The 26,524-nt window shown below is 64.3% G+C and carries 24 protein-coding genes; 14 read left to right on the top strand and 10 right to left on the bottom strand.

The window, feature by feature from the left end; genetic code table 11:
- Positions 1 to 90: 90 nt before the first annotated feature.
- Positions 91 to 1,287, bottom strand: a complete 1,197-nt coding sequence (locus tag F7R11_RS13215; RefSeq protein WP_048931754.1) for an amino acid aminotransferase — start codon at positions 1,285 to 1,287, stop codon at positions 91 to 93.
- Positions 1,288 to 1,622: 335 nt separating this feature from the next.
- Between F7R11_RS13215 and uvrB the strand changes: the two genes are divergently transcribed.
- The gene (gene uvrB / locus F7R11_RS13210; protein WP_064804076.1) at positions 1,623 to 3,725 is read left to right on the top strand and encodes an excinuclease ABC subunit UvrB; all 2,103 of its coding nucleotides are present in this window, start codon (positions 1,623 to 1,625) and stop codon (positions 3,723 to 3,725) included.
- Positions 3,726 to 3,924: 199 nt separating this feature from the next.
- The gene (locus tag F7R11_RS13205; RefSeq protein WP_064804074.1) at positions 3,925 to 6,009 is read left to right on the top strand and encodes a site-specific recombinase; all 2,085 of its coding nucleotides are present in this window, start codon (positions 3,925 to 3,927) and stop codon (positions 6,007 to 6,009) included.
- A 9-nt stretch (positions 6,010 to 6,018) separates the two neighbouring features.
- On the opposite strand, the gene rbsK is transcribed toward F7R11_RS13205, so the two are convergent.
- Genes rbsK through F7R11_RS13180 form a run of 5 tightly spaced genes read right to left on the bottom strand, consistent with a single transcriptional unit; the run spans position 6,019 to position 11,674 of the window.
- Positions 6,019 to 6,981: a ribokinase gene (gene rbsK / locus F7R11_RS13200; RefSeq protein WP_064804072.1), complete on the bottom strand. Its 963-nt coding sequence runs from the start codon at positions 6,979 to 6,981 to the stop codon at positions 6,019 to 6,021.
- 35 nt (positions 6,982 to 7,016) lie between these two features.
- Positions 7,017 to 8,057, bottom strand: coding sequence for a LacI family DNA-binding transcriptional regulator (locus F7R11_RS13195; protein WP_021195410.1), 1,041 nt, complete (start codon positions 8,055 to 8,057; stop codon positions 7,017 to 7,019).
- 19 nt (positions 8,058 to 8,076) lie between these two features.
- Complete coding sequence (locus F7R11_RS13190) at positions 8,077 to 9,111, bottom strand: ABC transporter permease (protein ID WP_064804070.1); 1,035 nt, start codon at positions 9,109 to 9,111, stop codon at positions 8,077 to 8,079.
- Positions 9,101 to 10,672, bottom strand: a complete 1,572-nt coding sequence (locus F7R11_RS13185; protein ID WP_064804068.1) for a sugar ABC transporter ATP-binding protein — start codon at positions 10,670 to 10,672, stop codon at positions 9,101 to 9,103. The genes F7R11_RS13190 and F7R11_RS13185 overlap by 11 nt, the downstream gene beginning before the upstream one ends.
- A 30-nt stretch (positions 10,673 to 10,702) precedes the next feature.
- Entirely contained in the window at positions 10,703 to 11,674 is a 972-nt protein-coding gene (locus F7R11_RS13180) for a sugar ABC transporter substrate-binding protein (protein WP_064804066.1), read from the bottom strand.
- 425 nt (positions 11,675 to 12,099) lie between these two features.
- Here F7R11_RS13180 and iscR point away from each other — a divergent pair, with 425 nt between their 5' ends.
- The 9 genes from iscR to iscX all read left to right on the top strand — a co-directional run bounded on the left by iscR (position 12,100) and on the right by iscX (position 18,183).
- A complete protein-coding gene (gene iscR, locus F7R11_RS13175) occupies positions 12,100 to 12,687 on the top strand; it encodes a Fe-S cluster assembly transcriptional regulator IscR (protein WP_031329519.1) in 588 nt (195 codons plus the stop codon).
- A gap of 84 nt (positions 12,688 to 12,771) precedes the next feature.
- On the top strand, positions 12,772 to 13,989 hold the full coding sequence (locus F7R11_RS13170; protein WP_021195405.1) for an IscS subfamily cysteine desulfurase: 1,218 nt from the start codon (positions 12,772 to 12,774) through the stop codon (positions 13,987 to 13,989).
- A 78-nt stretch (positions 13,990 to 14,067) separates the two neighbouring features.
- Positions 14,068 to 14,469: a Fe-S cluster assembly scaffold IscU gene (gene iscU, locus F7R11_RS13165; protein WP_064804064.1), complete on the top strand. Its 402-nt coding sequence runs from the start codon at positions 14,068 to 14,070 to the stop codon at positions 14,467 to 14,469.
- A 32-nt stretch (positions 14,470 to 14,501) separates the two neighbouring features.
- Entirely contained in the window at positions 14,502 to 14,822 is a 321-nt protein-coding gene (iscA, locus tag F7R11_RS13160) for an iron-sulfur cluster assembly protein IscA (protein ID WP_064804062.1), read from the top strand.
- Between the two features lie 10 nt (positions 14,823 to 14,832).
- Complete coding sequence (locus tag F7R11_RS13155) at positions 14,833 to 15,045, top strand: DUF3565 domain-containing protein (RefSeq protein ID WP_048931764.1); 213 nt, start codon at positions 14,833 to 14,835, stop codon at positions 15,043 to 15,045.
- Positions 15,046 to 15,079: 34 nt separating this feature from the next.
- Positions 15,080 to 15,616 (top strand): Fe-S protein assembly co-chaperone HscB, encoded by a 537-nt coding sequence (gene hscB / locus F7R11_RS13150; protein ID WP_064804060.1) that lies wholly within the window; start codon positions 15,080 to 15,082, stop codon positions 15,614 to 15,616.
- A 73-nt stretch (positions 15,617 to 15,689) separates the two neighbouring features.
- The gene (hscA, locus tag F7R11_RS13145) at positions 15,690 to 17,555 is read left to right on the top strand and encodes a Fe-S protein assembly chaperone HscA (protein ID WP_021195400.1); all 1,866 of its coding nucleotides are present in this window, start codon (positions 15,690 to 15,692) and stop codon (positions 17,553 to 17,555) included.
- A gap of 53 nt (positions 17,556 to 17,608) precedes the next feature.
- The gene (gene fdx, locus F7R11_RS13140; RefSeq protein ID WP_064804058.1) at positions 17,609 to 17,947 is read left to right on the top strand and encodes an ISC system 2Fe-2S type ferredoxin; all 339 of its coding nucleotides are present in this window, start codon (positions 17,609 to 17,611) and stop codon (positions 17,945 to 17,947) included.
- A gap of 41 nt (positions 17,948 to 17,988) precedes the next feature.
- A complete protein-coding gene (gene iscX, locus F7R11_RS13135; RefSeq protein WP_021195398.1) occupies positions 17,989 to 18,183 on the top strand; it encodes a Fe-S cluster assembly protein IscX in 195 nt (64 codons plus the stop codon).
- A gap of 79 nt (positions 18,184 to 18,262) precedes the next feature.
- Here iscX and F7R11_RS13130 read toward each other — a convergent pair whose 3' ends face one another.
- From F7R11_RS13130 to prfB, 4 genes are all read right to left on the bottom strand, one after another.
- Positions 18,263 to 19,012: an outer membrane lipoprotein gene (locus F7R11_RS13130; RefSeq protein ID WP_064804056.1), complete on the bottom strand. Its 750-nt coding sequence runs from the start codon at positions 19,010 to 19,012 to the stop codon at positions 18,263 to 18,265.
- A gap of 260 nt (positions 19,013 to 19,272) precedes the next feature.
- The gene (gene lysS, locus F7R11_RS13125) at positions 19,273 to 20,820 is read right to left on the bottom strand and encodes a lysine--tRNA ligase (RefSeq protein ID WP_064804054.1); all 1,548 of its coding nucleotides are present in this window, start codon (positions 20,818 to 20,820) and stop codon (positions 19,273 to 19,275) included.
- Positions 20,821 to 20,855: 35 nt separating this feature from the next.
- Positions 20,856 to 21,608, bottom strand: coding sequence for an SDR family oxidoreductase (locus F7R11_RS13120; RefSeq protein ID WP_064804052.1), 753 nt, complete (start codon positions 21,606 to 21,608; stop codon positions 20,856 to 20,858).
- A 19-nt stretch (positions 21,609 to 21,627) separates the two neighbouring features.
- Positions 21,628 to 22,732 (bottom strand): peptide chain release factor 2 gene (gene prfB / locus F7R11_RS13115; RefSeq protein ID WP_104577602.1). Its coding sequence is split into 2 segments (ribosomal slippage): positions 21,628 to 22,650 and positions 22,652 to 22,732, totalling 1,104 coding nucleotides; the frame shifts between segments, so codons are not numbered across the junction.
- 190 nt (positions 22,733 to 22,922) lie between these two features.
- Here prfB and pncB point away from each other — a divergent pair.
- The 3 genes from pncB to F7R11_RS13100 all read left to right on the top strand — a co-directional run bounded on the left by pncB (position 22,923) and on the right by F7R11_RS13100 (position 26,492).
- Positions 22,923 to 24,104, top strand: coding sequence for a nicotinate phosphoribosyltransferase (gene pncB, locus F7R11_RS13110; protein WP_064804048.1), 1,182 nt, complete (start codon positions 22,923 to 22,925; stop codon positions 24,102 to 24,104).
- 108 nt (positions 24,105 to 24,212) lie between these two features.
- The gene (locus F7R11_RS13105; RefSeq protein WP_064804046.1) at positions 24,213 to 24,944 is read left to right on the top strand and encodes a LutC/YkgG family protein; all 732 of its coding nucleotides are present in this window, start codon (positions 24,213 to 24,215) and stop codon (positions 24,942 to 24,944) included.
- A gap of 138 nt (positions 24,945 to 25,082) precedes the next feature.
- Positions 25,083 to 26,492, top strand: coding sequence for a sodium:proton antiporter (locus F7R11_RS13100; RefSeq protein ID WP_064804044.1), 1,410 nt, complete (start codon positions 25,083 to 25,085; stop codon positions 26,490 to 26,492).
- The last annotated feature ends 32 nt before the right edge of the window (positions 26,493 to 26,524 follow it).

The following is a 26,524-nucleotide window of genomic DNA, read 5'->3' as shown; positions in this document are numbered from 1 at the left end:
CCCATGTCAGTCTAGCGATATGCAGCAAAAAAGCGGCCGAAGCCGCTTTTCTTTTTGCAATTGCACCTAAGGCGTGACGCCTACTGCACCTTACAGAACATCAGCGATAGCGTTCACCACGGCGTCGATGTTGTGGGTGTTCAGCGCAGCCACGCAGATGCGGCCGGTCGACACCGCGTAGATGCCGTGCTCGTTGCGCAGGCGGTCCACCTGGGCCGAGGTCAGGCCCGAGTACGAGAACATGCCGCGCTGGGCCTTCACGAACGAGAAGTCGGTCTTCACGCCCTTGGCAGCCAGCTTGTCGACCAGCGCGTTGCGCATCGATTTGATACGGTCGCGCATTTCGCCCAGTTCCTGCTCCCACATGGCGCGCAGTTCGGGGCTGTTCAGCACCGTGGCGACCACCGTGCCGCCGTGCGTCGGCGGGTTGGAGTAGTTCGTGCGGATCACGCGCTTGACCTGCGACAGCACGCGGGTGGCTTCGTCCTTGCTGGTCGTCACGATCGACAGGGCGCCGACGCGCTCGCCATACAGCGAGAACGACTTCGAGAACGAGCTCGACACGAAGAACGGCAGGCCCGATTCTGCAAACAGTTGCACGGCCAGACCGTCTTGCTGGATGCCGTCGGCAAAGCCTTGGTAGGCCATGTCAAGGAACGGGATCAGGTTCTTGGCCTTGATGACTTCCACGACTTGCTTCCACTGGTCGGCGGTCATGTCGACGCCGGTCGGGTTGTGGCAGCAAGCGTGCAGCACGATGATGGTGTTCGCTGCGTAGCTGTTCAGCGAATCCAGCAGGCCAGCGAAGTTCAGGCCGTGCGATGGGGCATCGTAGTACGCGTAGTTGACGACTTCAAAGCCAGCCGACTCGAACAGCGCGCGGTGGTTTTCCCAGCTCGGGTCGGAGATGGCAACCTTGGCGTTCGGGTACAGGCGCTTGAGGAAGTCGGCGCCGATCTTCAGTGCGCCGGTGCCGCCCAGGGCTTGCGCCGTGACCACACGGCCTTCGGCGATCAGGTGGGAATCCGCACCGAACAGCAGCTTCTGCACGGCCTGGTCGTAGGCGGCAATGCCTTCGATCGGCAGGTAGCCGCGCGGAGCGACAGTCGCCAGGCGGGCCTTTTCAGCTTCCTGCACGGCGCGCAGCACCGGGATTTTCCCTTCGTCGGTGAAGTACACGCCCACGCCCAGGTTCACTTTGGTGCTGCGGGTATCGGCGTTGAAAGCTTCATTCAGGCCCAGGATGGGGTCGCGCGGGGCCAGTTCGACGGCGGAGAAAAGCGACATGAGATGTGTCTCGATCGGTTGGTTCGGAATTCGGTGGAGTGCTGCAGGCGGTGCGCCGCAAGCGGTCGGCAGGGCTGCCGACGCCGAATGCATGAAGCGGGCACAAGACTGAATTGTACCGAATACAGGCTCTAATCGCCCGAAAAATCCTTGCAGAACAGGGGTCTAAAGCGTTTGGGCAGCCGCTACAGATGCGCCGTGCAGGGCGCTTAAACGATTGCTGGGGCGCCGCGCTACACTAGACGGTTGGTTGCAATTGCCGCCGCCGCCCTCATTTTCTGGGGACGTGCGAGTCACTTTGTCGACTTCCTGCGCTGCCATCCACCCCCGCCGCCATGACCGATCTGAGCCAAGTCCCCCTTCAGCACGACAACTCGCACGACGAGTCGAAATTCGTGACCTTCGAGGGCTCGCCGTTCCAGTTGTACCAGCCGTATCCGCCGGCCGGCGACCAGCCCGAGGCCATTCGCCAGCTCGTCGAGAACATTGGCGATGGGCTCTCGTACCAGACCCTGCTGGGCGTGACGGGCTCGGGCAAGACCTTCACCATGGCCAATGTGATCGCGCAGGTGGGGCGCCCGGCTATCGTGTTTGCGCCCAACAAGACGCTGGCGGCGCAGCTGTATTCGGAGTTCCGCGACTTCTTCCCGCGCAACGCGGTCGAGTACTTCGTTTCGTACTACGACTACTACCAGCCTGAGGCCTATGTGCCGCAGCGCGATCTCTTCATCGAGAAGGATTCGTCGATCAACGAGCACATCGAGCAGATGCGGCTGTCGGCGACGAAGAGCCTGCTGGAGCGCCGCGACGTGGTGATCGTCGCCACCGTGTCGGCCATCTACGGTATCGGCAACCCAAGCGAATACCACCAGATGATCCTGACGCTGCGCGCGGGCGACAAGGTCAGCCAGCGCGACGTGATCGCGCGCCTGATCGCCATGCAGTACACGCGCAACGAGACGGATTTCCAGCGCGGTACCTTCCGCGTGCGCGGCGACACGGTCGACATCTTCCCTGCCGAGCATGCCGAGATGGCCGTGCGCCTGGAGCTGTTCGACGATGAAGTCGAATCGCTGCAGCTGTTCGACCCGCTCACCGGGCGCGTGCGGCAGAAGATTCCACGATTCACCGTCTACCCGTCGAGCCACTATGTGACGCCGCGCGAGACCGTGTTGAAGGCCATCGAGACCATCAAGGTGGAACTGCGCGAGCGGCTCGATTTCTTCTACAAGGAAAACAAGCTGGTGGAAGCGCAGCGGCTGGAACAGCGCACGCGCTTCGATCTGGAGATGCTGCAGGAGCTCGGCTTTTGCAAGGGCATTGAGAACTACTCGCGGCACCTGTCTGGCGCGGCACCGGGCGAGGCGCCGCCGACGCTGGTCGATTACCTGCCGCCCGATGCGCTGATGTTCCTGGACGAATCGCACGTGCTGATCGGCCAGCTCAACGGCATGTACAACGGTGACCGGGCGCGCAAGGAAACGCTGGCCGAATACGGCTTCCGCCTGCCTTCCGCACTGGACAACCGGCCGCTCAAGTTCGCCGAATTCGAGACCAAGATGCGGCAGGTGACGTTCGTGTCCGCCACGCCGGGGGATTACGAAAAGAGGACCGCCGGTACCGAGGTGGTCGAGCAAGTCGTGCGCCCCACGGGCCTGGTCGATCCGACCATTGAAGTGCGCCCGGCCACGACGCAGGTCGACGATCTGCTCTCCGAGATCCACCTGCGTGTGGAAGCCGGCGAGCGCGTGCTGGTGACCACGCTCACCAAGCGCATGGCCGAGCAGTTGACCGAGTTCCTGTCGGAGAACGGCGTCAAGGTCCGCTACCTGCACTCGGACATCGACACGGTGGAACGCGTGGAGATCATCCGCGACCTGCGCCTGGGCACGTTCGACGTGCTGGTCGGCATCAACCTGCTGCGCGAGGGCTTGGACATTCCCGAGGTGTCGCTTGTGGCGATTCTGGATGCCGACAAGGAGGGCTTCCTGCGCGCCGAGCGCTCACTGATCCAGACCATTGGGCGGGCGGCGCGGAACGTGAACGGCACCGCCATCCTCTATGCGGATCGCATCACCGATTCCATGCGCAAGGCGATCGACGAAACCGAACGCCGCCGCGCCAAGCAGATCGCGCATAACGAGGCGCACGGCATTACGCCGCGCGGGGTGGTCAAGCGCATCAAGGACATCATCGACGGCGTGTACAACGTCGACGATGCACGTGCCGAGCTCAAGGCCGCGCAAGAGGCCGCCAAGTACGAAGACATGAGCGAGAAGCAAGCGTCCAAGGAAATCAAGCGCCTGGAAAAACAGATGCTGGACCACGCCAAGAACCTCGAATTCGAAAAGGCGGCGCAGGTGCGCGATCAACTGGCCAAGCTCAAGTCGCAGCTCTTCGGGGCGAGCGGCGAGGACCATATCGTTCCGGCCGCCTGAACCGCACGGGCGGTTGATGCGTCAGAAGTCAGAACTGCACCGCAGCCTCGCCCGAGGGCTGGCGGCGGGGGAGTCGTGACACAATTGCGAACACATTTTCAGGCGCTGCACGTCGCCTGATCGCGGCGTCCAGACTTGCGCAGAAGAATCGGCCCAGGGGCGAGGCCGAGTCATGCGTGTCCGCCAACTAGGGAGTTCGATGTTCAAGTTTTTGCTCAATCCGTGGCGCAAATGGCGCGCTTCCCGGCACGCCAGCCATCAGCTCGACGCCATCCTGGCGCAGTTCGCGCCGACGCGCAGCGTGGCCGAACGCAATGAATGGCTGATCGAGCTGGCCTATTGGCTGCGCCGCGCAGACCGGCCCGCGGGCGCTACGTCCGAATCTTGGCGCTATGCGCGCCTGCGCTACCTGCTGCAGGTGCTGGAAAACAACCCTGAACTGGCCAAGCGCGTCGGGCAGACGCTGCGCGCGATCGTGCGGGACAACGACCCGGTCTCGCTGCTGTGCGATACGGGGTTGTCCTCGCGCTCCGGGTTCTGGGGCGAACTGGTCGATCGCTGGCAGGCGCGCTTCCTGCCGCCGGCACCCAATCAATCGCAATTGGCCACGTTGTTTGCGCTGCTGTTTGTCGGCCCGACCGATGCGCAGTGGGTGGATGGCCTGGACGATGAACTGGTCACGCGCCTGCATGCGCTGTTCCGCGCCGGGTTGAGCGACGAGGATGAAGCCGCCGGCCAGACGCGGTTGGAACGCAGCCTTGGCATCGGTATCCAGATCCTGATCAGCCAGGTGCGGGCGGCAGGGTTGTCGCGCGGCATCCGCTTGCGCATGGAGTATCCGGACGTCACCGATTCACCGTTCTACCGGCTGGCCGATGCGGCCAACGCCATCTTTCTTGAACGCCCGGACGAAACACTGGCCGCACCGGAGCGTCTTCCGCAGCAGCTCAATTACTTCCGTGCGGTGCTGGACCAGTGCCGCACTGCCACGGCCAGCGTCTACCAGCATCTGGACGAGAACGGTGTCTCCGTGGAGGTGGTGTTCCAGGTGGAACGCATGAAGGCGTGGCTGGGGCGCATTGATCTGCTGCTGACGGCCTGGGCCGACGCTAAGGCCTCACGCCGCTTCGTGCATTTGACGGCTGAGCTGGTGTCCGCCAGCCAGCATCGCCGCAGCGTCGGCTATCTGATCCGCTCCACGTTTGCCGATCTGGCGCGCAAGGTGGTCGAGCGTTCTGCCGAGAGCGGCGAGCACTACATCACCCGCGACAGCAAGGAGTACGGCGCGATGGTGAAGGCGGCCGCAGGCGGTGGTGTCATCACCGCGGCCACGGTGTACATCAAGTTCTTCATTGCCGGTGCGCACTTGTCCCGGTTCACTGAGGGTTTCTTTGCGTCGATCAACTACGCGGTCAGCTTTCTCGGTATCCACTTTGCCCATTTCACGCTGGCCACCAAGCAGCCGGCCATGACAGCGCCCGCGCTGGCGCACCGGCTGGACCAAGTGGGCCGTCCGGAAGGGCTGGACCGCTTTGTTGACGACACCGTCGCCATGATCCGCACCAATGCGGCGGCGATTGCCGGGAACCTGGTAGCGGTGGCGCCGGTGGCCTTTCTGGTGCAGTGGCTGGCGGGGCGGTTCTTCCACGCAAACCTGATTTCGCCGGAAAAAGCCGTGGCGACCATCGACTCGTTTTCGATTCTCGGGCCAACGCCGCTGTACGCGATCTTCACGGGCGTGTTGCTGTGGGCATCGAGCTTGGCGGCTGGCTGGGCCGACAACTGGTTCGCGCTGCACCGTGTGCACGATGTGATTGCCTACCATCGCCGTCTGCGCTTCATGGTGGGCACGCGGGGTGCGCAGCGTATTGCCGGGTTCTGGAAGCGCAACCTTTCGGGCATCGTCGCCAACGTGTCGCTGGGTTTCATGCTGGGCTTGGGGCCGGAGATCGTGTCGTTCTTCGGGCCGCACGTGGAGGTGCGCCACGTCACGCTGTCGACCGGTGCAGTGGCAACGGCGGTGGGCGTGCTGGGCCCGAGCGTGATGCATACGGCGCCGTTCTGGCTGGCCGTTGCCGGCATCGCGCTGATGGGTGTACTCAACGTGATGGTGTCGTTTGCGCTGGCGTTCAACATGGCGATGCGCTCGCGCAACTTGCGTGGGCTCGATCGCAAGCGCATCACCGGCGCGGTGTGGCGGCGCATTCTGCGTGATCCGCTGTGCCTGCTGGTGCCGCGTGCGCCGACTGCGGCCACGCCGCCGGGAACCGGTACGCCGGCCTGATCCGCCGGCTTAATGCGCGTGCGCGGCGAGCACACCCAGCTCGCTGCGGAAGGGGATGGACGGTTGCGCGCCCAGCCGCGTGACCGACACGGCGGCTGCCGCCTGGCCAAACGCGATGGCCGCATCCGGTGCGGCGCCCTCGGCCAACGCGGCAGCCAGCGCGCCGACAAAGGTGTCGCCGGCCGCAGTGGTGTCGACAGCCTGCGCAATGGGCGCCGGCATCAGCAGGCGCCTGGTGGCATCCACATAGGCAACGCCATGCGCGCCCAGCGTGACCATCACGTGCCGCGCGCCCTGTGCATGCAGGTCGGCTGCTGCATCCAGCGCGGATTCGGGGGAGTCGACGGCGTGTGCGGTCAGCAGCGCCGCTTCGGTTTCATTCGGGATCAGGTAATCGCACGCCGCCAGCCAGGGTGTCGGCAACGGGCCGATGGCCGGCGCGGGGTTCAGGATGACCGTCTTGCCCAGCCGTGCCCCAAGCTTGAGCGCGCATTCCACCGCATCTGGCGGTGACTCCAACTGGCAGACGATCACACGGGCGCGCTCGAACGCCGCGCGTTGCGCCTCGATCATGGCCGGCGTGAGCAACTGGTTGGCCCCCGCCACAATCACGATGGTGTTCTGGCCGCTGTCCGCCACCGTCACGCAGGCGATGCCCGTGGCCTCACTGGCATGCACCGACACCATCGACGTATCCACACCTTCGCGCCGCAGGCCGTCGCGCAGGGCCGTGCCATACGCATCATCGCCCACGCAGCCGAGCATGGCGACCCTGCCCCCCAGGCGGGCCGCAGCCACTGCCTGGTTGGCACCCTTGCCACCAGGAATCGTCTCCAAAGCGGGGGCCGCAACCGTTTGCCCAGGGCGGGGCAAGCGTGGCGTGCGGATCACGAGATCCATATTGAGGCTGCCGACGATCAGCACGTCGGCAGCCGGGTGGGCAGAAGAGGCAGAAGGGTGCTTGGCCACCATGGCGGACGACGTTGAGAGAGTGAGTGGGTGGGCGCTCAGGCGGCGCGGGCAGGGCGAGCCGGCTCTGCGGTCGACTCGCGCAGCGACAGGCGCGGCGGCAGCACAATGCGGCGCGCCTGCCGCTCGTCGACCGGATGGCGCATGGCGGCATCGCTCAGGTGCTCGAGCAGCGTCTGCGCGGTGGTCTCGCCCAACTGGCGGATCGACTGGCCGACCGTGGACAGCGCTGGATAGACGTAGCGGCTGAGTTCGATGTCATCAAAGCCGATGATCGAAAGCGCCTTCGGCACCGGGATGCCCAACTCGGCCGCGGCACGCAAGGCCCCGATGCCCATCAGGTCGTTGCTGGCAAAGATGGCGGTGGGCATTTCGCCCTCGGTCAGCAACTGGCGCGCGGCGCGGTAGCCGCCGGGGCTGGTGAAATCGCCTTCGGCAATGCGGGCGGAGGCTTCCGGCACGCCGGCTTCGCGCAGTGCACGGTGGAAGCCTGCCAGGCGGCCAGCCGTCACGCTCAGCTCCGATGGCCCGCTGATGCAGGCGATGCGCCGGTGGCCAAGCTCCAACAGATGCTTGGTCGCCATGTAGGCGCCTTCTTCGTGATCGACCTGCACCTGGTCGGCCTGGATGCCTTCGGTCGGGCGGTCCACCATGACCACGGGCAGGGCGGATTCGCCCAGCGCTTCGATGAGCGCGTTGTCGGGCCCGGCGCTGCTGACGATGATGCCGTCCACGCGCTTCTCCATCAGCACGCGCAAGTAGTCGCGCTGCTTGCGTGGGTCGTCGTCGGAGTTGCAGAGGATCACGCTGTAGCCGGCAGCAGCACAGACATCTTCAATGCCGCGCGCCAGCTCTGCAAAGTAGGGGTTGGTGGCCGTCGGTACCAGCACGCCGATGGTGCGCGTGGTGCGGTGCTTGAGCGAGCGTGCGACCGCGCTGGGCACGTAGCGCGTGGCGCGGATGGCTTCTTCCACGCGCTTGCGCGTCTCCGAGTTGACCGGCCTGGTGTTGTTGATGACGTGTGAGACGGTGGTGAACGAAACCCCAGCCAATGCTGCGACGTCCTTGATGGTTGCCATGACGATCTCCTCTGTCTCTTCAATGTTGCTTGCTACGGCCGGATTGACTGCCGGATCGGCTGTTACGTCTGCTGCGATACGTATCCATGACCACGGCCGCAACGATGACCGCGCCCGTGATGATGCGTTTGGTGGGTTCGGAGGCACCGATCTGTGCGAGGCCCGATTCGAGCACCGAGATGATCAGCACGCCGAACAGCGTGCGCGCGACCGAGCCGCGCCCGCCCATCAGGCTCGTGCCGCCGATCACCACGGCCGCGATGACCTGCAATTCCATGCCGACGCCGGCGTTCGGGTCGGCCGCCTCCAGCCGCGACACCTGGAACAGCGCCGCCAGGCCCGCCAGCAGCCCCATCAGCGCGAACACCGCGATCTTGTAGGGGCGCGGGTTCACGCCCGCCAGCCGCACGGCTTCTTCATTGGTGCCGATGGCGACGAGGTAGCGCCCGAACACGGTGCGCACCAGCACGATCTGGCCGATCACCGTGACGGCAATCGCAATGAGGAACGACGGTGCGATGCCCAGTGCAATCGGGTTGGCCAACCAGTCGACTGCGCTGCCGATATAGGCGGTGCGCGAATCGGTCAGGCTGTAGGCGAGGCCGCGTGCCATTTCCAGCACACCCAGCGACACGATGAACGACGGGATGCCCCAGTGCACCGTAACCGTGCCGGTCACCGCACCGGCGGCCGTTGCCACCAGAACGCCCGCCAACGCCGCTGGTAGCACGCCCCAGCCGAGCTTGGTCATGGCAATCGACAGCACCGAGGCTGCCAGCGCCAGCACCGATCCCACGGACAGATCGATGCCGCCGATCATCAGGATGAAGGTCATACCCACCGCCATCACCAGCAGGTCGGGAATTTCGTTGGCGATGGTGGTGAAGGTGGGTAGCGTGAAGAAGGTGGGCGACAGGGTGCCGAACAACACCAGCATGGCAATCAGCGCGCCTAGCAGCCCGCCGATGGTGCCGAGCGACATGCTCACCGCAGCGCGACGGTTGGCCTGCGTGCTCTCTGTACTGGCCGGCGGCAAGGTGGAATCAGAGCGCATCGGCGGTCTCCGGAGATGACTTGGGGGCCGGCGGAGCGGACTCGCCGAAGGCAGCTGCGAGCAGGGCATCCTGGCTCCAGCCGCCGCGTTGGAACACGTGTGTCAGCCGGCCGGCGCGCATGACGCCAATGCGATCACACAACTGCATGAGTTCGCGCAGATCGCTGGACACTACGACAAGGGCTTTGCCGCGTGCAGCCAGCGCATCGAGCAGGGCATAGATGTCGAACTTGGCGCCGACATCCACGCCGCGTGTGGGCTCATCGAATAGCAGCACTGGGGTGTCGCGCTCCAGCCAGCGCGCAATCGCCACCTTCTGCTGGTTGCCGCCGGAGAGTTCGCCCACCGGTTGCTCGGGCCCCGCGCAGCGGATGCGCAGTGCGTCGATGTGCCGCTGTGCCAGTGCACGTTCACGCGCAGGCTGCAGCCAGCCGCGTGTGGTCACGCCCGGCATGTTGCCCAGTGCGATGTTGGTGGCGATGGGCAAGCCCAGCATCAGGCCTTCATCCTTGCGGTCTTCGGTGAGCAGGCTGATGCCGTGGCGCACCGCGTCGCCGGGCGAGTGGATGTGCACCGGCTTGAGCGGCGACCCCGCTTCGATGGTGCCGGCGTCCGCGCGGTCTGCACCGAAGATCAGGCGCAGCAACTCGGTGCGCCCCGCGCCTACCAGGCCGGCAATGCCAAAGATTTCGCCCGGTGCCACCCCGAACGACACCTCGCGCACGGCCGGTGCACGGGTGAGCCCGGTCACACGCAGGGCAGGGGAGCCGTCGCCGGGCCACGGTTCGCGTGCAGCGCGTTTGCCTTCGGGCGAGGTGGCAACGTCGCGCCCGACCATTGCCTGGATCAGCGCGTCCTGTGTGACGGTGACGGCCGGCGCATCGGTAATGAGCTTGCCGTCGCGCAATACGACGATGCGGTCGGCGATGCGGGCCAACTCATCGAGCCGGTGAGAGATGTAGATGATCGCTACGCCCTCGCGGCGCAGCGCGTCGATACGTGCGAACAGCGTCGCGCTTTCATGTGCGCTCAGCATGGCGGTCGGCTCGTCGAGGATCAGCACGCGGCAAGCGCTGGCCAGCGCGCGGGCGATTTCGATCATCTGCCGGTGACCGATGCCGAGTGTGTGCACGGGTGTCCACGGGTCGAGGTCCAGGCCGACGCGGGCGAGCGCTTGCTCAGCCTGGTGGCGCAGGGTGGGGCGGTCGACAAAACCCAGCCGCCGCGGCAATTTGCCCAGGAACAGGTTTTCCGCCACCGTAAGCGTGGGCACCATGCTCAGTTCTTGCAGCACCATGCGCACGCCCAACGCTTCCGCTGCGCTGCGCGAGGCCGGTGTGTACGCCGTGCCCGCGAGCGTCATCGAACCGGATGTTGCCGTCTCCAGCCCGCAGAGGATCTTGGAGAGCGTGCTTTTGCCAGCACCGTTCTCGCCCGTCAGCGCAAGCACCTCACCCGCGTGCACATCGAGATCGATCTCGCGCAGCACGGGGGCGGCGTAGTGCTTGCTGATGGCGGACGCGCGCAATAGCGGCGGGCGTGGTTCGTAGGCGGTGGACATGGCTGGCGGCGGCTTGCCTTGTCGATCGGGTTATGTGCGCGTGACGAGGTTGACGGGCGTTTCGACCACGCCTGACAGCTTTGCCTGCGGCGTCTTGGCGGCGAGCGCCTTCAGTGCGGTCTCGATGCCATACACCGCTTGCTGGTCGGCGTGCTGGTCTGCTGTGGCCACCACGCGCCCGTCCGCCAGCATGGCCTTGATGGCGTCGATGTTGTCGTAGCCGCCAATCAGCACTTTGCCCAGCTTGCCCGCCGCACGCACGGCCGACACGGCGCCGATCGCCATGTTGTCATTGCCGCACAGCAGGGCCTTGAGATCCGGCTGCGCGCGCAGCATGGCGGCGGCTACCTTGTTGCCCTTGTCGATTTCCCACTCGCCCGACTGCACGCTGGCGATCTTCAGCTTGGCGGCCTCGGCGGCCTCCTTGAAGCCAGCGGTGCGTTGCTGGGCGTTGGTGGTGGTGGGAATGCCTTCGATGATGCCCACCTCGTCGCCCGGCTTGAGCGCCTTGGCGACAAAGTCACCCACCAAGCGCGCACCCTTGCGGTTATCCGGGCCCACGAAGGGCACGTTCAGGCCCTTTTCCTTGAGTGCCGCCGGGTCCAGCCGGTTGTCGATATTGATGACGAGGATGCCCGCGTCCACTGCCTTCTTGACCACCGGCACCATCGCCTTGGAATCGGCCGGCGCCAGCACCAGTGCATCCACGCGCGCGACGATCATCTGCTCGACCAGGCGGATCTGGCCGCCGGTATCGGTTTCGTCACGGATGCCGTTGGTGAGCAGCGAGTACTCCGAGGCGTGCGCCTTCTGGTGGGCTCGCGCGCCGTTCTCCATGGTCAGGAAGAACTCGTTGGCCAGCGACTTCATCACCAGTGCCACCTTGGGCGGCTGGTTGGCGGCATGCGCCAGCGAGGATTGGAAGATGAGAGGCAGGGGCAGAGCAAGGGCTACAGCAGAGCCCGAGCCAAGTTGCAGGGCGCGGCGACGGCGGATATCCATGGTGTCTCCTCCAGGAAAGGGGCCTGTCTGAGGCTTGGGTGGAGGCGGTCGTCGTTGCCCTGAGGTTCGTAAGCTAATCCTAAGGGCAATCGCGCCGCGTCGTTCGCAAACGTTTGCGTATTTAACAGTCTCGGTGGGTGCGTAACAAAAGTCAATGAATTTAGGCTGTGCGCAGCATAAGGAAAACCCGCAGTGGTGCCGCTTCGCGCATGGCGCTGGCAAGGTGCGGTGCGGGAGTGGAGCGATAGCCCTACCCGACGTGGTTGATTGTTTTAGTCCACAATACGGCCTGCCGCGCGGTTGCCCACCCAGGTGGGATCAGCAAATCCCCTTGCTGCGACGCGGAATCCCCCGACACCTTAGTTGACCGATTTTGTCGGGTTCCTTTATACTTGAGCAAAACGATCAGGTATTTCCCCGACGCCATGAGATTGACCACCAAAGGCCGCTTTGCGGTCACCGCCATGATTGACTTGGCGCTGCGCCAAGAGCAGGGCCCGGTCACGCTGGCTGGCATCAGCCAGCGCCAGAAGATTTCGCTGTCGTACCTTGAGCAGCTGTTTGGCAAACTGCGCCGCCACGAGATCGTGGAAAGCGTGCGTGGCCCGGGCGGCGGCTACAGCCTCGCGCGCCGTGCGGACGACGTCACCGTTGCCGACATCATCATCGCTGTGGACGAGCCCCTTGATGCCACCCAGTGCGGCGGCAAGGGCAACTGCGGCGGCGAGGAGCACAACGGGCACGCCGCCCGCTGCATGACGCACGACCTGTGGGCGACGCTCAATCAGAAGATGGTCGAGTACCTCGATTCGGTGTCGCTGCAGAACTTGGTCGACCAGCAGCGCGAACGCCAACCCGAAGTGATTCAGGACATGCGTGAAGCGCGTCCGGCGCGTCGCGAACGGTCACCGGCCCGCGCCCGCGCCGTTGATGCGCCGGCAACGTCGGTGGCCGCCGAGCCGGTCAAGCGTGCACCGCTGGTCAACTCCGTTTTCAGTCTGGCGCAGTCGTGATTGCATGACTGCACTAGCGTGAGGCCTGGCCACGACGCCAGCCCCACATATAGAACATCGCCCCCCACACAAGGCAGACAAGATATGAGCACCCTGCATCTTCCCATCTACATGGACTATTCCGCGACGACGCCGGTGGACCCGCGCGTGGTCGATAAGATGATCCCGTACCTGCGCGAGAGCTTCGGCAATCCGGCCTCGCGCAGCCATCCGTTCGGCTGGGAAGCTGAAAAAGCCGTCGAGACCGCGCGTGAGCAAGTCGCCGCTCTGGTGAACGCCGACCCACGCGAGATCGTCTGGACGTCGGGCGCCACCGAGTCCGACAACCTGGCGATCAAGGGTGCCGCCAACTTCTACAGCAGCAAGGGCAAGCACATCATCACCGTCAAGACCGAGCACAAGGCTGTGCTGGATACGACGCGTGAGCTGGAGCGCCAGGGCTTTGAGGTGACGTATCTGGACGTGAAGGACAACGGCCTGATCGATATCGATGTCTTCAAGCAAGCCATCCGCCCGGACACCATCCTCGCTTCGGTGATGATGGTGAACAACGAAATCGGCGTGATCCAAGACATTGAAACGCTGGGCGAAATCTGCCGCGAGAAGGGCGTGATCTTCCACGTGGATGCTGCCCAGGCCACCGGCAAGGTCGAGATCGACCTGCAAAAGCTGAAGGTCGACCTGATGTCGTTCTCGGCGCACAAGACGTATGGCCCGAAGGGCATCGGCGCGCTGTACGTGCGTCGCAAGCCGCGTATCCGCATCGAAGCACAGATGCACGGTGGCGGCCACGAACGCGGCATGCGTTCGGGCACGCTGGCCACGCACCAGATCGTCGGCATGGGCGAAGCCTTCCGTATCGCCAAGGAAGAAATGGCGACCGAGAACGAGCGCATCCGCATGCTGCGCGATCGCCTGTACCGCGGCCTGAACACGATGGAAGAGGTGTATGTGAACGGCGACATGGAAGCCCGTGTGCCGCACAACCTGAACATCAGCTTCAACTTCGTGGAAGGCGAGTCGCTGATCATGGCGATCAAGGATGTCGCCGTGTCGTCGGGCTCGGCTTGCACGTCGGCATCGCTGGAGCCGTCGTACGTGCTGCGCGCGCTGGGCCGCAACGACGAGCTGGCCCATAGCTCGATCCGCTTCACGGTGGGCCGCTTCACCACGGAAGAAGAAGTCGACTACGTGGTCGAGCTGCTCAAGGGCAAGATCGGCAAGCTGCGCGACCTGTCTCCGCTGTGGGAGATGTACAAGGACGGCGTGGATCTGAACAGCATTCAATGGGCGGCGCACTAAGCGCGGCGCGCTTTGACGGATAGCGGACAACGGATAAACGGCGCCCCCGCGCCAGCCAACGATTGAAAGAGGTGTGAAATGTCTTACAGCAACCAAGTTCTGGATCACTACGAAAACCCGCGCAACGTCGGTTCCTTCGAGAAGGGCGACGACACGGTCGGCACCGGCATGGTCGGCGCGCCGGCTTGCGGCGACGTGATGAAGCTGCAAATCAAGGTCAACGAGCAAGGCGTGATTGAAGACGCCAAGTTCAAGACCTATGGCTGCGGCTCGGCCATCGCCTCGTCGTCGCTGGTGACGGAGTGGGTGAAGGGCAAGACGCTGGACCAAGCGCTGGAGATCCGCAACACGCAGATCGCCGAAGAACTGGCGCTGCCGCCGGTGAAGATCCACTGCTCGATTCTGGCCGAAGACGCCATCAAGGCGGCCGTGGCCGACTACAAGGAAAAGCACGGCACCGCCGAGCAGAAGGCTGCTTAAGCCGCCTCCAGCATCAATAGAAAGGACGCAGCATGATCACCCTGACCGACAAGGCCGCGCAGCACGTTTCCCGCTATCTGACCCGCCGTGGCAAGGGCGTGGGCCTGCGCGTGGGCGTGAAGACCACCGGTTGCTCGGGCCTGGCTTACAAGCTCGAATACGCGGACGAGATTGCCGCGGAAGACCAGGTGTTCGAATCCAACGGCGTCAAGGTGATCGTCGATCCGAAGAGCCTGCCGTACATCGATGGCACCGAGTTGGACTTTGCACGCGAAGGGTTGAACGAAGGCTTCAAGTTCAATAACCCGAACGTGAAGGACGAGTGCGGTTGCGGCGAGTCGTTCCGCGTTTGAGCGGGGCGCATTGAAGCAAGCGATTGTCGGTTTCGAGCGGGACGAGGAAGGCCACTGGGTCGCCCGTCTCGCTTGCGGGCACGGGCAGCACATGCGTCACGATCCGCCTTGGCAGCAACGGCCCTGGACTGAAACCGAAGCCGGGCGCGCCAGCAAGATCGGCGTGGTGGTGGAATGCCTGAAGTGCGATCGGGGCGAGGTTCCGACATTCCCCGTCGAGTAGCAACACAAAGGCGGCGCGGCCGCTTTTTTTATTCATGAACGTCAGCGACACGCATTTCTCCTTGTTCGGTCTGCCCGAGCACTTCGAGGTCGACGAAGACGCGTTGAACGCTGCGTACCGCACCGTGCAATCGCAAGCGCATCCCGATCGTTATGCACACGCGGGCGACGCCGAGCGCCGTGTCGCCATGCAATGGGCCACGCGCGCCAACGAGGCGTATCAGACGCTGCGTGATCCGCTCAAGCGGGCCACGTATCTGCTGCATTTGAAGGGCATCGACGTGCAGGCCGAGAACAACACGGCCATGCCGCCCGCGTTTCTGATGCAGCAGATGGAGTGGCGCGAATCGCTGGGCGACGCCAAGGCTGAGCGCGATGTGGATGCGCTGGACGCGTTACTCGGCATGCTGCGCAAGGAAAAGCGCGCACGCTACGCCGCACTGGCGGGGCTGCTGAACGGTGATGGGGGCGACGGCAACAGCGCCGCTGCCGCAGATGCCGTCCGCCAGTTGATGTTCATTGAAAAGATCGAGCGCGACACTGCTGAGGCAATCGACCGGCTGGACGACTGAGACACAGAATTTGCGACAATGGCGGGTTTGCCGAGGCCGGCATCCTGCGACTTCCGCGCAATCGAGACATCCCATGGCTTTACTGCAGATTTCCGAACCCGGCGAATCGCCCGCACCGCACCAGCGCCGTCTGGCGGTGGGCATCGATCTGGGCACGACCAACTCGCTGGTGGCTGCTGTGCGCAGCAGTGTGCCGGAAGTGTTGCCCGATGATCAGGGCCGTCCGCTGCTGCCCTCCGTGGTGCGCTATTTGCCCGCCGGCGGCGCGCATATCGGTTACAAGGCCCAGGCCGAGGCCGTGCGCGATCCGAAGAACACCATCATCTCGGTCAAGCGCTTCATGGGCCGCGGCCTGAAGGACGTCGCCCACATCGAGAACACGCCGTACGACTTCGTCGATGCGCCGGGCATGGTGCAACTCAAGACCGTGGCCGGTGTGAAAAGCCCGGTGGAAGTGTCGGCGGAGATTCTCGCCACGCTGCGCCAGCGCGCGGAAGACACGCTCGGCGATGAGTTGGTCGGCGCTGTGATTACTGTGCCGGCGTACTTTGACGACGCGCAACGCCAGGCAACGAAAGACGCCGCCAAGCTGGCCGGCTTGAACGTGTTGCGCCTGCTGAATGAGCCGACTGCTGCTGCCATTGCCTACGGCCTGGACAACGCGGCGGAGGGCATCTACGCCGTCTACGACTTGGGCGGCGGCACGTTCGACATCTCCGTGCTCAAGCTCACCAAGGGCGTGTTCGAGGTGATGTCGACGGGCGGCGATTCCGCGCTGGGCGGCGACGATTTCGACCAACGCATCGTGTGCTGGATCGTCGAGCAGGCCAGCCTGCAACCGCTGTCGGCCGAAGACACCCGCCTGCTGCTGAACAAGGCGCGTGCAGCCAAGGAATGGCTCTCCACCGCCGACAGCACCGAGATTGACGCGATGCTCTCCACCGGCGAGACCGTGCACCTCGTGCTGACCGCCGAGACGTTTGCTGAGCTGACCGCCAATCTCGTGCAGAAGACGCTGTCGCCCGTGCGCCGCGCATTGCGCGATGCAGGCGTGACGGTGGAAGAGGTGAAGGGCGTGGTGCTGGTGGGTGGCGCAACGCGCATGCCGATCATTCGCCGCGCCGTGGGCCAACTGTTTGGCCGCACGCCGCTCACGAACCTCGACCCGGATCAGGTAGTCGCCATCGGCGCCGCCATGCAGGCCAACCTGCTGGCCGGCAACCGCGCGCCGGGCGAAGACTGGCTGCTGCTCGACGTGATCCCGCTGTCGCTGGGCGTCGAGACGATGGGCGGTCTGGTCGAGAAGATCATCCCGCGCAACAGCACGATTCCCGTGGCGCGCGCGCAGGAATTCACCACTTTCAAGGATGGCCAGACGGCCATGGCGATCCACGTGCTGCAGGGCGAGCGCGAACTGGTGAGCGACTGCCGCTCGCTGGCCCGCTTCGAGCTGCGCGGCATTCCGCCGATGGTGGCCGGCGCGGCACGCATCCGCGTGACGTATCAGGTGGATGCAGATGGCCTGCTGTCGGTGTTCGCTCGCGAGACGGTATCCGGCGTGGAAGCGTCCATCACCGTGAAGCCGTCGTACGGTCTGGGCGACGATGACATCGCCCGCATGCTGCAGGAAGGCTTCCAATCCGCCGAAGACGACATGCGCCGCCGTGCGCTGGCCGAAGAGCGCGTCGAAGGCGAACGCCTGCTCGAAGCGCTGTCGCATGCGCTGGAGGCCGATGGTGATCTGCTCTCGCCCGAAGAGCGGGCTGCGATCGACACCGAAGTCGCCGCGCTGCGCGCCACCATGCAGGGTGAAGATCACCGCGCCATCAAGGACGCCGTCGATACGCTCTCGCACGGCACCGACGAGTTCGCCGCGCGCCGCATGGACCGCGGCATCCGCAAGGCGCTGGCCGGCAAACGTATCGAGGAGCTTGGCTGACCGATTCGCCATCGGCCGCCGTGTTCCCAACCTTTTATTGAACGAGTCTCTTCATGCCACAAATCGTCATCCTTCCTCACGTCGAGTACTGCCCGGAAGGGGCCGTGATCGAAGCCAAGACCGGCACGACCATCTGCGACGCGCTGCTGGGCGCCGACATCGAGATCGAGCACGCCTGCGAAAAATCGTGCGCCTGCACGACCTGCCACGTGATCGTGCGCGAGGGCTTCAATTCGCTGGATGAGGCTTCGGAGAAGGAAGAAGACCTGCTCGACAAGGCCTGGGGCCTGGAGCCGAATTCGCGCCTGTCGTGCCAGGCCAAGGTGACGGACGAAGACCTCACCATCGAGATCCCGAAGTACACCATCAACCACGCCAAGGAAAACCACTGAGCCGAGTGGCCACGGTGCCGCCAGTGGAAAGGGAGCCCATCATGAAATGGAACGACATTCAGCAGATCGCCGAAGCGCTGTACGACAAGTACCCCGACGTCGACCCGACGCGTCTGAACTTCGTCGATCTGCACAACAAGGTCGTCAGCCTCGACGGCTTTGACGACGACCACAAGCGCGGCGGCGAGAAATTCCTCGAAGCGATCCAGCAAGCGTGGATCGACGAAGCGGAATAAGCGCACAGCCTCAAGTGCACGCGCATGAAAAAACCGGCCCGAAGGCCGGTTTTTCTTTGGGCGGGAATCCGCTACCCGATTAGCCTGCCACCAGCGAGCCGTCTTCGATATGCACGCGGTCGCCCGGCTGGAAGCCTGGGGCAGCCTTGTAGGTGAAGCTGCGGTTGGTGCCGTTGTCCATACGCACGTTCACGCGGTATTGGGTATCGCGGCTGTAGTAGTTCTCCGCCACATGGCCGCCGTAACCGCCCGCCAGCGCGCCGCCCACCGTCGCGAGCGTGCGGCCATTGCCGCGACCGACCTGGTTACCCAGCAGGCCACCCACCACTGCACCGCCGATCATGCCGAGACCGGTTTCCTTGGCTTGCGTCGAGATCGGGGTGACCGACGTGACATGGCCGGTGTACGGGCTGACCGATTGGCGTGGCTGCGTTTGAGCGTAGTGCGGGCTGGTCGACGGGGCGCGTTCAGCGTACGACGGCTCACGCGCACGTGCCGGGGCCGGAGCGGGTGCCACGTTCTGTGCCGGATACGGCGCGGCCTGATTCGGTTGCGTCGTCTGGCCCGGAGCCGCCAACGCCATCGGAGCGGAGGCGCCCGGTATCGCTGCTGCAGACTGGGCTGCGACGTTGGGATCGGTGCTGCCCTGCGTGGCCTTTGACGTCGGCAGGATGCCGGTGATGGCGGCCACTGCCGTCAGGCTGGCGATGATCACGGCCACAGCGGCCGTCGTCATCAGCGGATGCATGCGGCGCGACGACGGCGGCACTTGGCCCGGCGACGTGGCGGCATATTGTTGACCTTGGTTCGATTGGACGTTGTTGTTCATCATCGTTCTCCTGCGCCGTGATCGGTTCGGCGTTTTGATGATCACAGTGTGGTGCATCGCCGGAACGGATACCGTTTTAATTTGTAAGCATCTGTAGTCCTGTTTTTCTATTAAAAATCAAAGAGTTGCCGCGTTTTGATACATGTTGTGGCATCGTGGGGATGTTACAAATAGCAGGGTAGGCGCGCCACTTGCGCGACTGCGCGCCCAACAAAAACGCCCCCGAAGGGGCGTTCTCGTGAGGCAGGCTTTCCGACCGATCAGTCTTCGCGGCGCAGGTGCGGGAAGAGGATCACGTCGCGGATGTTCGGGCTGTCGGTCAGCAGCATGACCAGACGGTCGATGCCGATGCCGCAGCCACCGGTCGGGGGCATGCCGTATTCCAGCGCGCGGATGTAGTCGGCGTCGTAGAACATGGCTTCTTCGTCACCGGCGTCCTTCTGCTCGACCTGCTTGCGGAAGCGCTCGGCTTGGTCTTCCGCGTCATTCAGCTCCGAGAAGCCGTTGGCGATTTCGCGGCCGGTGATGAACAGTTCGAAGCGCTCGGTGATGCCCGGCTGCGTGTCCGATGCACGCGCCAGCGGCGAGACTTCGACCGGGTAGTCGATGATGAAGGTCGGTTCCCACAGTTGCGACTCGGCCGTCTCTTCAAACAGCACGAGCTGCAGCGAGCCCACGCCGGCGTTCAGGAACTGCGGCGCGTTGGTGTCGATCTTGAACTTCTTGAGTTCGGCGCGCAGGAAGTCGACGTCGGCCAGTTGCGCGTCTGTGTACTGCGGCGCGTACTTCTGAATGGCCTGGCAGATCGTCAGGCGGTGGAACGGCTTGGACAGGTCCAGCTCGCGGCCTTGGTACGTCAGCGTGGCGGTGCCCGAGGCATCGATCGCCGCTTGGCGGATCAGCTGTTCGGTGAAGTCCATTAGCCAGCGGTAGTCCGTGTAGGCTGCGTAGAACTCCATCATCGTGAACTCGGGGTTGTGTCGCGGCGACACGCCCTCGTTACGGAAGTTGCGGTTGATTTCGAACACGCGATCAAAGCCGCCGACGATTAGGCGCTTGAGGTACAGCTCCGGCGCGATGCGCAGGAACATCTGCATGTCCAGTGCGTTGTGGTGCGTGATGAACGGTTTGGCCGCAGCGCCACCCGGAATCGGGTGCAGCATCGGCGTCTCAACCTCCATGAAGCCGTTGCCGGCCATGAAGTTGCGCAGCGAGGCCATGGCCTTGGTGCGGGCGCGGAAGGTGTCGCGCGTTTCCTTCGAGACGATCAGGTCGACGTAGCGCTGGCGGTATTTCACTTCTTGATCGGCCAGGCCATAGAAGTCGCCCGGCAGCGGACGCAGGCTCTTGGAGAGCAGGCGCAGTTCTGTCACGGACACCGACAGTTCGCCGGTCTTGGTCTTCATCAGCGTGCCGCGCGCGGCCACGATGTCGCCCAGATCCCACTTCTTGAAGCTGGCGTAGACGTCCTCGCCCACCGCGTCGCGGCTGATGTAGAACTGGATGCGATCGGTGCTGTCCTGCACGGTGGCAAAGCTGGCCTTGCCCATCACGCGCTTGAGCATCATGCGGCCGGCGATGGCGACTTGCACCGGCTCGGCTTCCAGCGCGGCCTGCTCGAATTCGCGGTACTTGGCTTGCAGATCGCCGGCGTGATGCGTCGGGCGGAAATCGTTGGGGAAGGCGACGCCGTGCTGGCGGATCTCGGCCAGCTTCTCGCGGCGCTCGGCGATGATCTTGTTGTCATCCTGCGCGTGTCCGGCAACGAGGGGGGCGTTCGATTCGGCCGGGTTGTTCTGTTCGGTCATGGTGGTGATGAGAGGAGAGTCTTGTCAGGCGCGGATTAGGCGTAATTGCGCAGGTCGTCCAGCTCGGTCGCGCCAAAGTCGGGGCGAACGAGGTAGGCGGCGATGCGCGCGGCGGCGTCTTGCGGCGAGACCAGCTCGCCGTGCGCGTGCAGATCGCGGAAGCGCTGCACGCCGGCAAAGTCGGCGCCACGGATGGTGCGTTGCATGTCGGTGTCGATCACGCCCGGGGCCAATGCCACGGCACGCACGCTGGCATCGCCATCGGCGTTGATGGCGCGCACGAACATGTCGAGCCCGGCCTTGCCCGTGCAGTAGGCGGCCCAGCCGGCGATCGGCCGGCGTGCGGCGCCCGACGAGATCGCCAGCACGCGGCGCTGCGCATTCCACGCAGCGGTGCCGCGTAGCAGGGCGGCGGTCAGTGCCATCGGGCCAGCAAGGTTCAGTTGCAGATGCGGCAGCAGCGTGTCGGCGCGCAGCGTGTCGATGGTGCCGATCGGCTCGACGGCGCCGGCGTTGAGCACCAGCGTGACGTTCTTGTGAGCGGGCAGGGCAGCCAGCGTCTTGGTCATCCAGGCCTCGGCGGCATGCGCGTCGGTCAGATCGACCTGGTGCCAGTCGAGCGCCACGCCGGCGGCGGCCGCCTGCGCACGCAGCTCGGCGTTGTCGCCGCGCGCCACGCAGATCAGGTGGTGGCCAGGCTGCATCAGCGCCTGGGCCAGCGCGGCGCCCAGCCCGCGCGAGGCACCGGTCAGGATGAACAAGGACTGAGGTTTCCCAATGCTGGACATGGCAGTTGCTCGGGCTCGGTTAGACGCCTTGCTTCAGGCTGGCCTGGATGAAGGCATCGAGATCGCCGTCCAGCACCTTTTGCGTGTTGGAGATTTCCACGTTGGTGCGCAGATCCTTGATGCGGCTCTGGTCCAGCACGTACGAGCGAATCTGGTGGCCCCAGCCCACGTCCGTCTTGGCGGCTTCTTGCGCGTCGGCTTCAGCCTGGCGCTTGCGCAGTTCGTGCTCGTACAAGCGCGACTTCAGCATCGTCATCGCTTCAGCGCGGTTGCGGTGCTGCGAACGGTCGTTCTGGCACTGCACGACGATACCCGTCGGGATGTGCGTGATCCGCACGGCCGAATCGGTCTTGTTGATGTGCTGACCGCCCGCGCCGGAAGCACGGTACGTATCCACGCGCAGGTCCGCCGGATTGACCTCGATCTCGATCGAGTCATCCACTTCCGGGTACACGAAGATCGACGTGAACGACGTGTGGCGGCCACCCGCCGAGTCGAACGGCGACTTGCGCACCAGGCGGTGCACGCCGGTTTCCGTGCGCAGGAAGCCGAATGCGTATTCGCCCTCGACCTTGATCGATGCGCTCTTGATGCCGGCGACGTCGCCTTCGGACTCTTCCAGCACTTCGGTCTTGAAGCCCTTGCGCTCGCAGTACTTCAGGTACTGACGCAGCAGCATCGACGCCCAGTCGCACGCCTCGGTGCCACCGGCGCCGGCCTGGATGTCGAGGAAGCAGTTGGCGGCGTCCATCTTGCCGGAGAACATGCGGCGGAATTCCATGTCTTCGACAATGGCGCGCATGCCGGCGGTATCGGCTTCGATGGCCTCGATGGTGTCGTCGTCACCCTCTTCGCGGGCGAGCTCGAACAACTCGGCGCCGCCGGTGAGGTCTTCTTCGAGCTTGGTCAGCGTGTGGACCACGCCCTCGAGCGATTTTTTCTCGCGGCCCAGGTCCTGGGCGCGTTTGGGGTCGTTCCAGACCTCGGGGTTTTCGAGTTCTTTGTCGACTTCAACTAGACGTTCAGATTTGACGTCGTAGTCAAAGATACCTCCGAAGTTCGTCGGCGCGCGACTTCAGGTCGGCCAACGTGTTCTGGATGGCATTGAGGCGTTCTGCTTCCATGGTGCAAAAATCCGGTCGGAAACCAGAAATTATAGCGGAATCAAGGGGTTCCCAGCCCGCGCGGGTGGGTGAAACCGGCCTTTTCCGGCATCCTTTGCGGGATTTCTGTGGCGGAGGCGGGCGCTGCGGCGGGCTTCGGTTAGCATGACGCCCAATCCACGTGGTTTTGGCGCGCTGCCGCAATGAAGCAATGATCATCCACTCGCTGCTCGATACCGATCTGTACAAGTTCACCATGATGCAGGTGGTGCTGCATCACTTTCCCGGTGCGCACGTCGAATACCGCTTCAAGTGCCGCAATGCGGGTGTTGATCTGGTGCCGTTCATCGAGGAGATTCGCGCGGAAATCCGCCATCTCTGCACGCTGCGCTTTACCGAGGCGGAACAGGAGTACCTGCGCGGCCTGCGCTTCATCAAGAGCGATTTCGTCGATTTTCTCGGCCTGTTCCACCTGAACGAGAAGTACATCGAGGTGCGCCCCGCATCGACCAATGACGCCAGCAACGACGGGCAGATCGAGATCGTCATCGCCGGGCCGTGGCTGCACACGATCATGTTCGAGGTGCCGGTGCTGGCCATCGTCAACGAGGTGTTCTTCAGTCGCACGCAGAGTCACCCGCAATGGGACGAGGGCAAGCGCCGCCTGACCAGCAAGCTGGGCTCGCTGATGCGCCCCGGGCTGGAAGACTGCCGCATCGCCGACTACGGCACGCGCCGCCGCTTCTCGCACACGTGGCACGAGCATGTGCTGCTGGAGACACGCACGCAGCTCGGCGCCCAGTACGCCGGCACCAGCAACGTCTACTTCGCCATGAAGCACAACATGACGCCGCTGGGCACTATGGCACACGAATACCTGCAGGCCTGCCAGGCGCTGGGCCCGCGCCTGCGCGATTCCCAGACCTTCGCGCTGGAGACCTGGGCCAAGGAATATCGCGGCGACCTCGGTGTCGCGCTGTCGGATACCTACGGTTTCGATGCTTTCCTGCGCGATTTCGACATGTTCTTCTGCAAGCTCTTCGACGGCGTGCGCCACGATTCCGGCGACCCGTTCGAGTGGGGCGAGCGCATGCTCAAGCACTACGAAGAGATGCGCGTCGAGCCGAAATCCAAGGCGCTGATTTTCTCCGACAGCCTGGATATGCCCAAGGTGATCGGCCTGTACGAGCGCTTCCATGATCGCTGCAAGCTGGCCTTTGGCGTGGGTACCAACCTCACCAACGACCTGGGCTACACGCCGCTGCAGATCGTCATCAAGATGGTCCGCTGCAATGGCCAGCCGGTGGCTAAGCTGTCGGACGCGCCCGAGAAGACCATGTGCGACGACCCGGCCTATCTCACGTACCTCAAGCAGGTGTTTGGCGTGCAATAAGGTTCACGCGGTCGTCCAATAAGTTTCAGCGGCAGTTTCGGCGGCGTCAGGCGGCATGGCGTTGACCGGCTCGTATAATCGACCGATCCCACGCCAGCCGTTCCGGACATGACCACACGAGCCGATTCCCCCGCGCAGGATCCTGTTGATCCGCTCGACACGACCCGCGCACGCGACGCCATTTTTGCGCGCATCCGCAACGCGCAACATCGTCCTGAGCAGCCTACACAAGGCGAGCGCGACGCCGTGGCCGACTACATTGCGCGCCATCCGGCTGGCCCGCGTCCGCCGATGCCCCAAGACCTCGTTGCGCACTTTGCCGAGCAGGCGCTGAAGATGGCCTCCACGCTGGAGTCCGTTGCCACGCTGGCCGACGTGCCGGCGGCCGCGGCGCGTTACCTCTCGGGATTGAGCCTCAAGCCGCAGGCGGTGGCGTGGACCACGCTGCAGTCGCTCGACTGGGCGGCCGCCGGACTCAACGTTGAATTCCGTCCGCCGGTGCGCGAGCCGCAAGCCGATCACGACCACGGTGACCTCGTCGGTATTACCGGCTGCTTCTGCGCGATTGCCGAAACCGGCTCGCTGATGCTGCTGTCGGGGCCGGAGAACGTAGCCTCTGCAGCGTTGCTGCCCGAGACGCATATCGCCGTGGTGCCGCAGTCGCGCATCGTCGCCCACCTGGAGGATGCCTACGCGTTGATGCGCACGGAGCGGGGCGAATTGCCGCGCGCGACCAACGTCATCAGCGGGCCCTCCCGCACGGGCGACATCGAGCAGACCATCGTGCTCGGCGCGCACGGCCCGTACCGCGTACACGTCATCGTCGTGACAGGCGCCTGATCCCTGGGTTTGCCCAGGCGGCACTGTCAAACATGTGTGTACGTTTCATGGGGTAACGGACCCTAGGCGTTTACACTGGCGTCTTTGTTCATGTGGCGTGTGGCTTCGCGGCGCGCCAATGCTTAGGAGAACGTCTACGTGAAACGCCTCTGGCCCCTTGTCTTCCTGTTTTCCTGTGGCCTGGCGCGTGCCGCCGACGTGAATGGCGCGGAGTTATCGCTCTGGTGGGGCGCACCGTTTGCCGGCATCTTGCTGTCGATTGCCATTGCACCGCTGGTAGCGCCCAAGCTTTGGCACGACCACTACGGCAAGATCGCGGCGGCATGGGCGCTGGCGTTTCTGGTGCCGTTCGGCATCGGCTTTGGAGGTGAGTCTGCCGTTGCCTCCGTCATCCATGCCGCGCTTGCGGAGTACATCCCGTTCATCGCGCTGATCGCCGCACTGTACGTAGTGGCCGGCGGTATCTGCATTCGCGGCAATATCCACGGCACTCCAAAACTGAATACGGGCCTCATCGGGCTGGGCACGGTTCTCGCCAGCATCATGGGCACGACCGGGGCGGCCATGCTGCTGATCCGGCCACTGCTGCGCGCCAACGAGGCGCGCCGGCACCGTGCGCACGTCGTCGTGTTCTTCATCTTTCTGGTGGCCAACGCGGGCGGGGCACTGACGCCGCTGGGCGATCCGCCGCTGTTCCTCGGCTTCCTGCAGGGCGTCGACTTCTTCTGGACCGCCAAGTACCTCTGGCGCGAGACGCTGATGATGTGGGTGCTGCTGCTGGCGATCTTCTTCGCGGTCGACAGCTACTTCTATCACACGGGCAAGGAAGAACTGCCCAACATCACCGATGCCACGCCCGACGACGCCGGTCCGCTGCGCTTCGAGGGCAACGTCAACTTCATCCTGCTGGCTGGCATCCTGGGCCTCGTGCTGATGAGCGGGCTGTGGAAGCCCGGCATCGTCTTCCACGTGATGGGCACCGAGGTGCTGCTGCAGAACGTGGTGCGTGACATCGGCCTGGTCTGCATCGCTTTGCTCTCGCTGTGGCTGACGCCCGGCAGCGCGCGCGCCGGCAACGAATTCAACTGGGAACCCATCCTGGAAGTCGCCAAGTTGTTTGCCGGCATCTTCATCACCATCGGGCCGGTCATCGCCATGCTCAAGGCGGGTGTGGATGGTCCGTTCGCAATGATCGTTCGTCTCGTCAACGACAGTGCAGGGCAGCCGAACAACGCGATGTACTTCTGGGCGACGGGGCTGCTGTCATCCTTCCTCGACAACGCGCCGACGTATCTCGTGTTCTTCAACACTGCCGGCGGCGACGCCAAGATGCTGATGACCGAAGGCGCCTCCACGCTGGCGGCCATTTCAGCGGCGGCCGTGTTCATGGGGGCGAATACCTACATCGGCAATGCCCCCAACCTGATGGTCAAGGCCATTGCAGAGAGCCGTGGCCTGCAGATGCCGAGTTTCTTCGGCTACATGTTGTGGTCCGTGGGCATTCTGGTGCCGATCTTTGTGCTCATGACTTTCGTCTTCTTCCGCTAGAGATGCACTGCAAACCTACTGCGCGGTCCGAT

The organism is Ralstonia insidiosa (genome assembly GCF_008801405.1).
GTDB classification, from domain to species: Bacteria; Pseudomonadota; Gammaproteobacteria; order Burkholderiales; family Burkholderiaceae; genus Ralstonia; species Ralstonia insidiosa.
The sequence above is the reverse complement of the archived record's forward strand: the minus strand, read 5'-3'. Positions and strand labels throughout refer to the sequence as shown.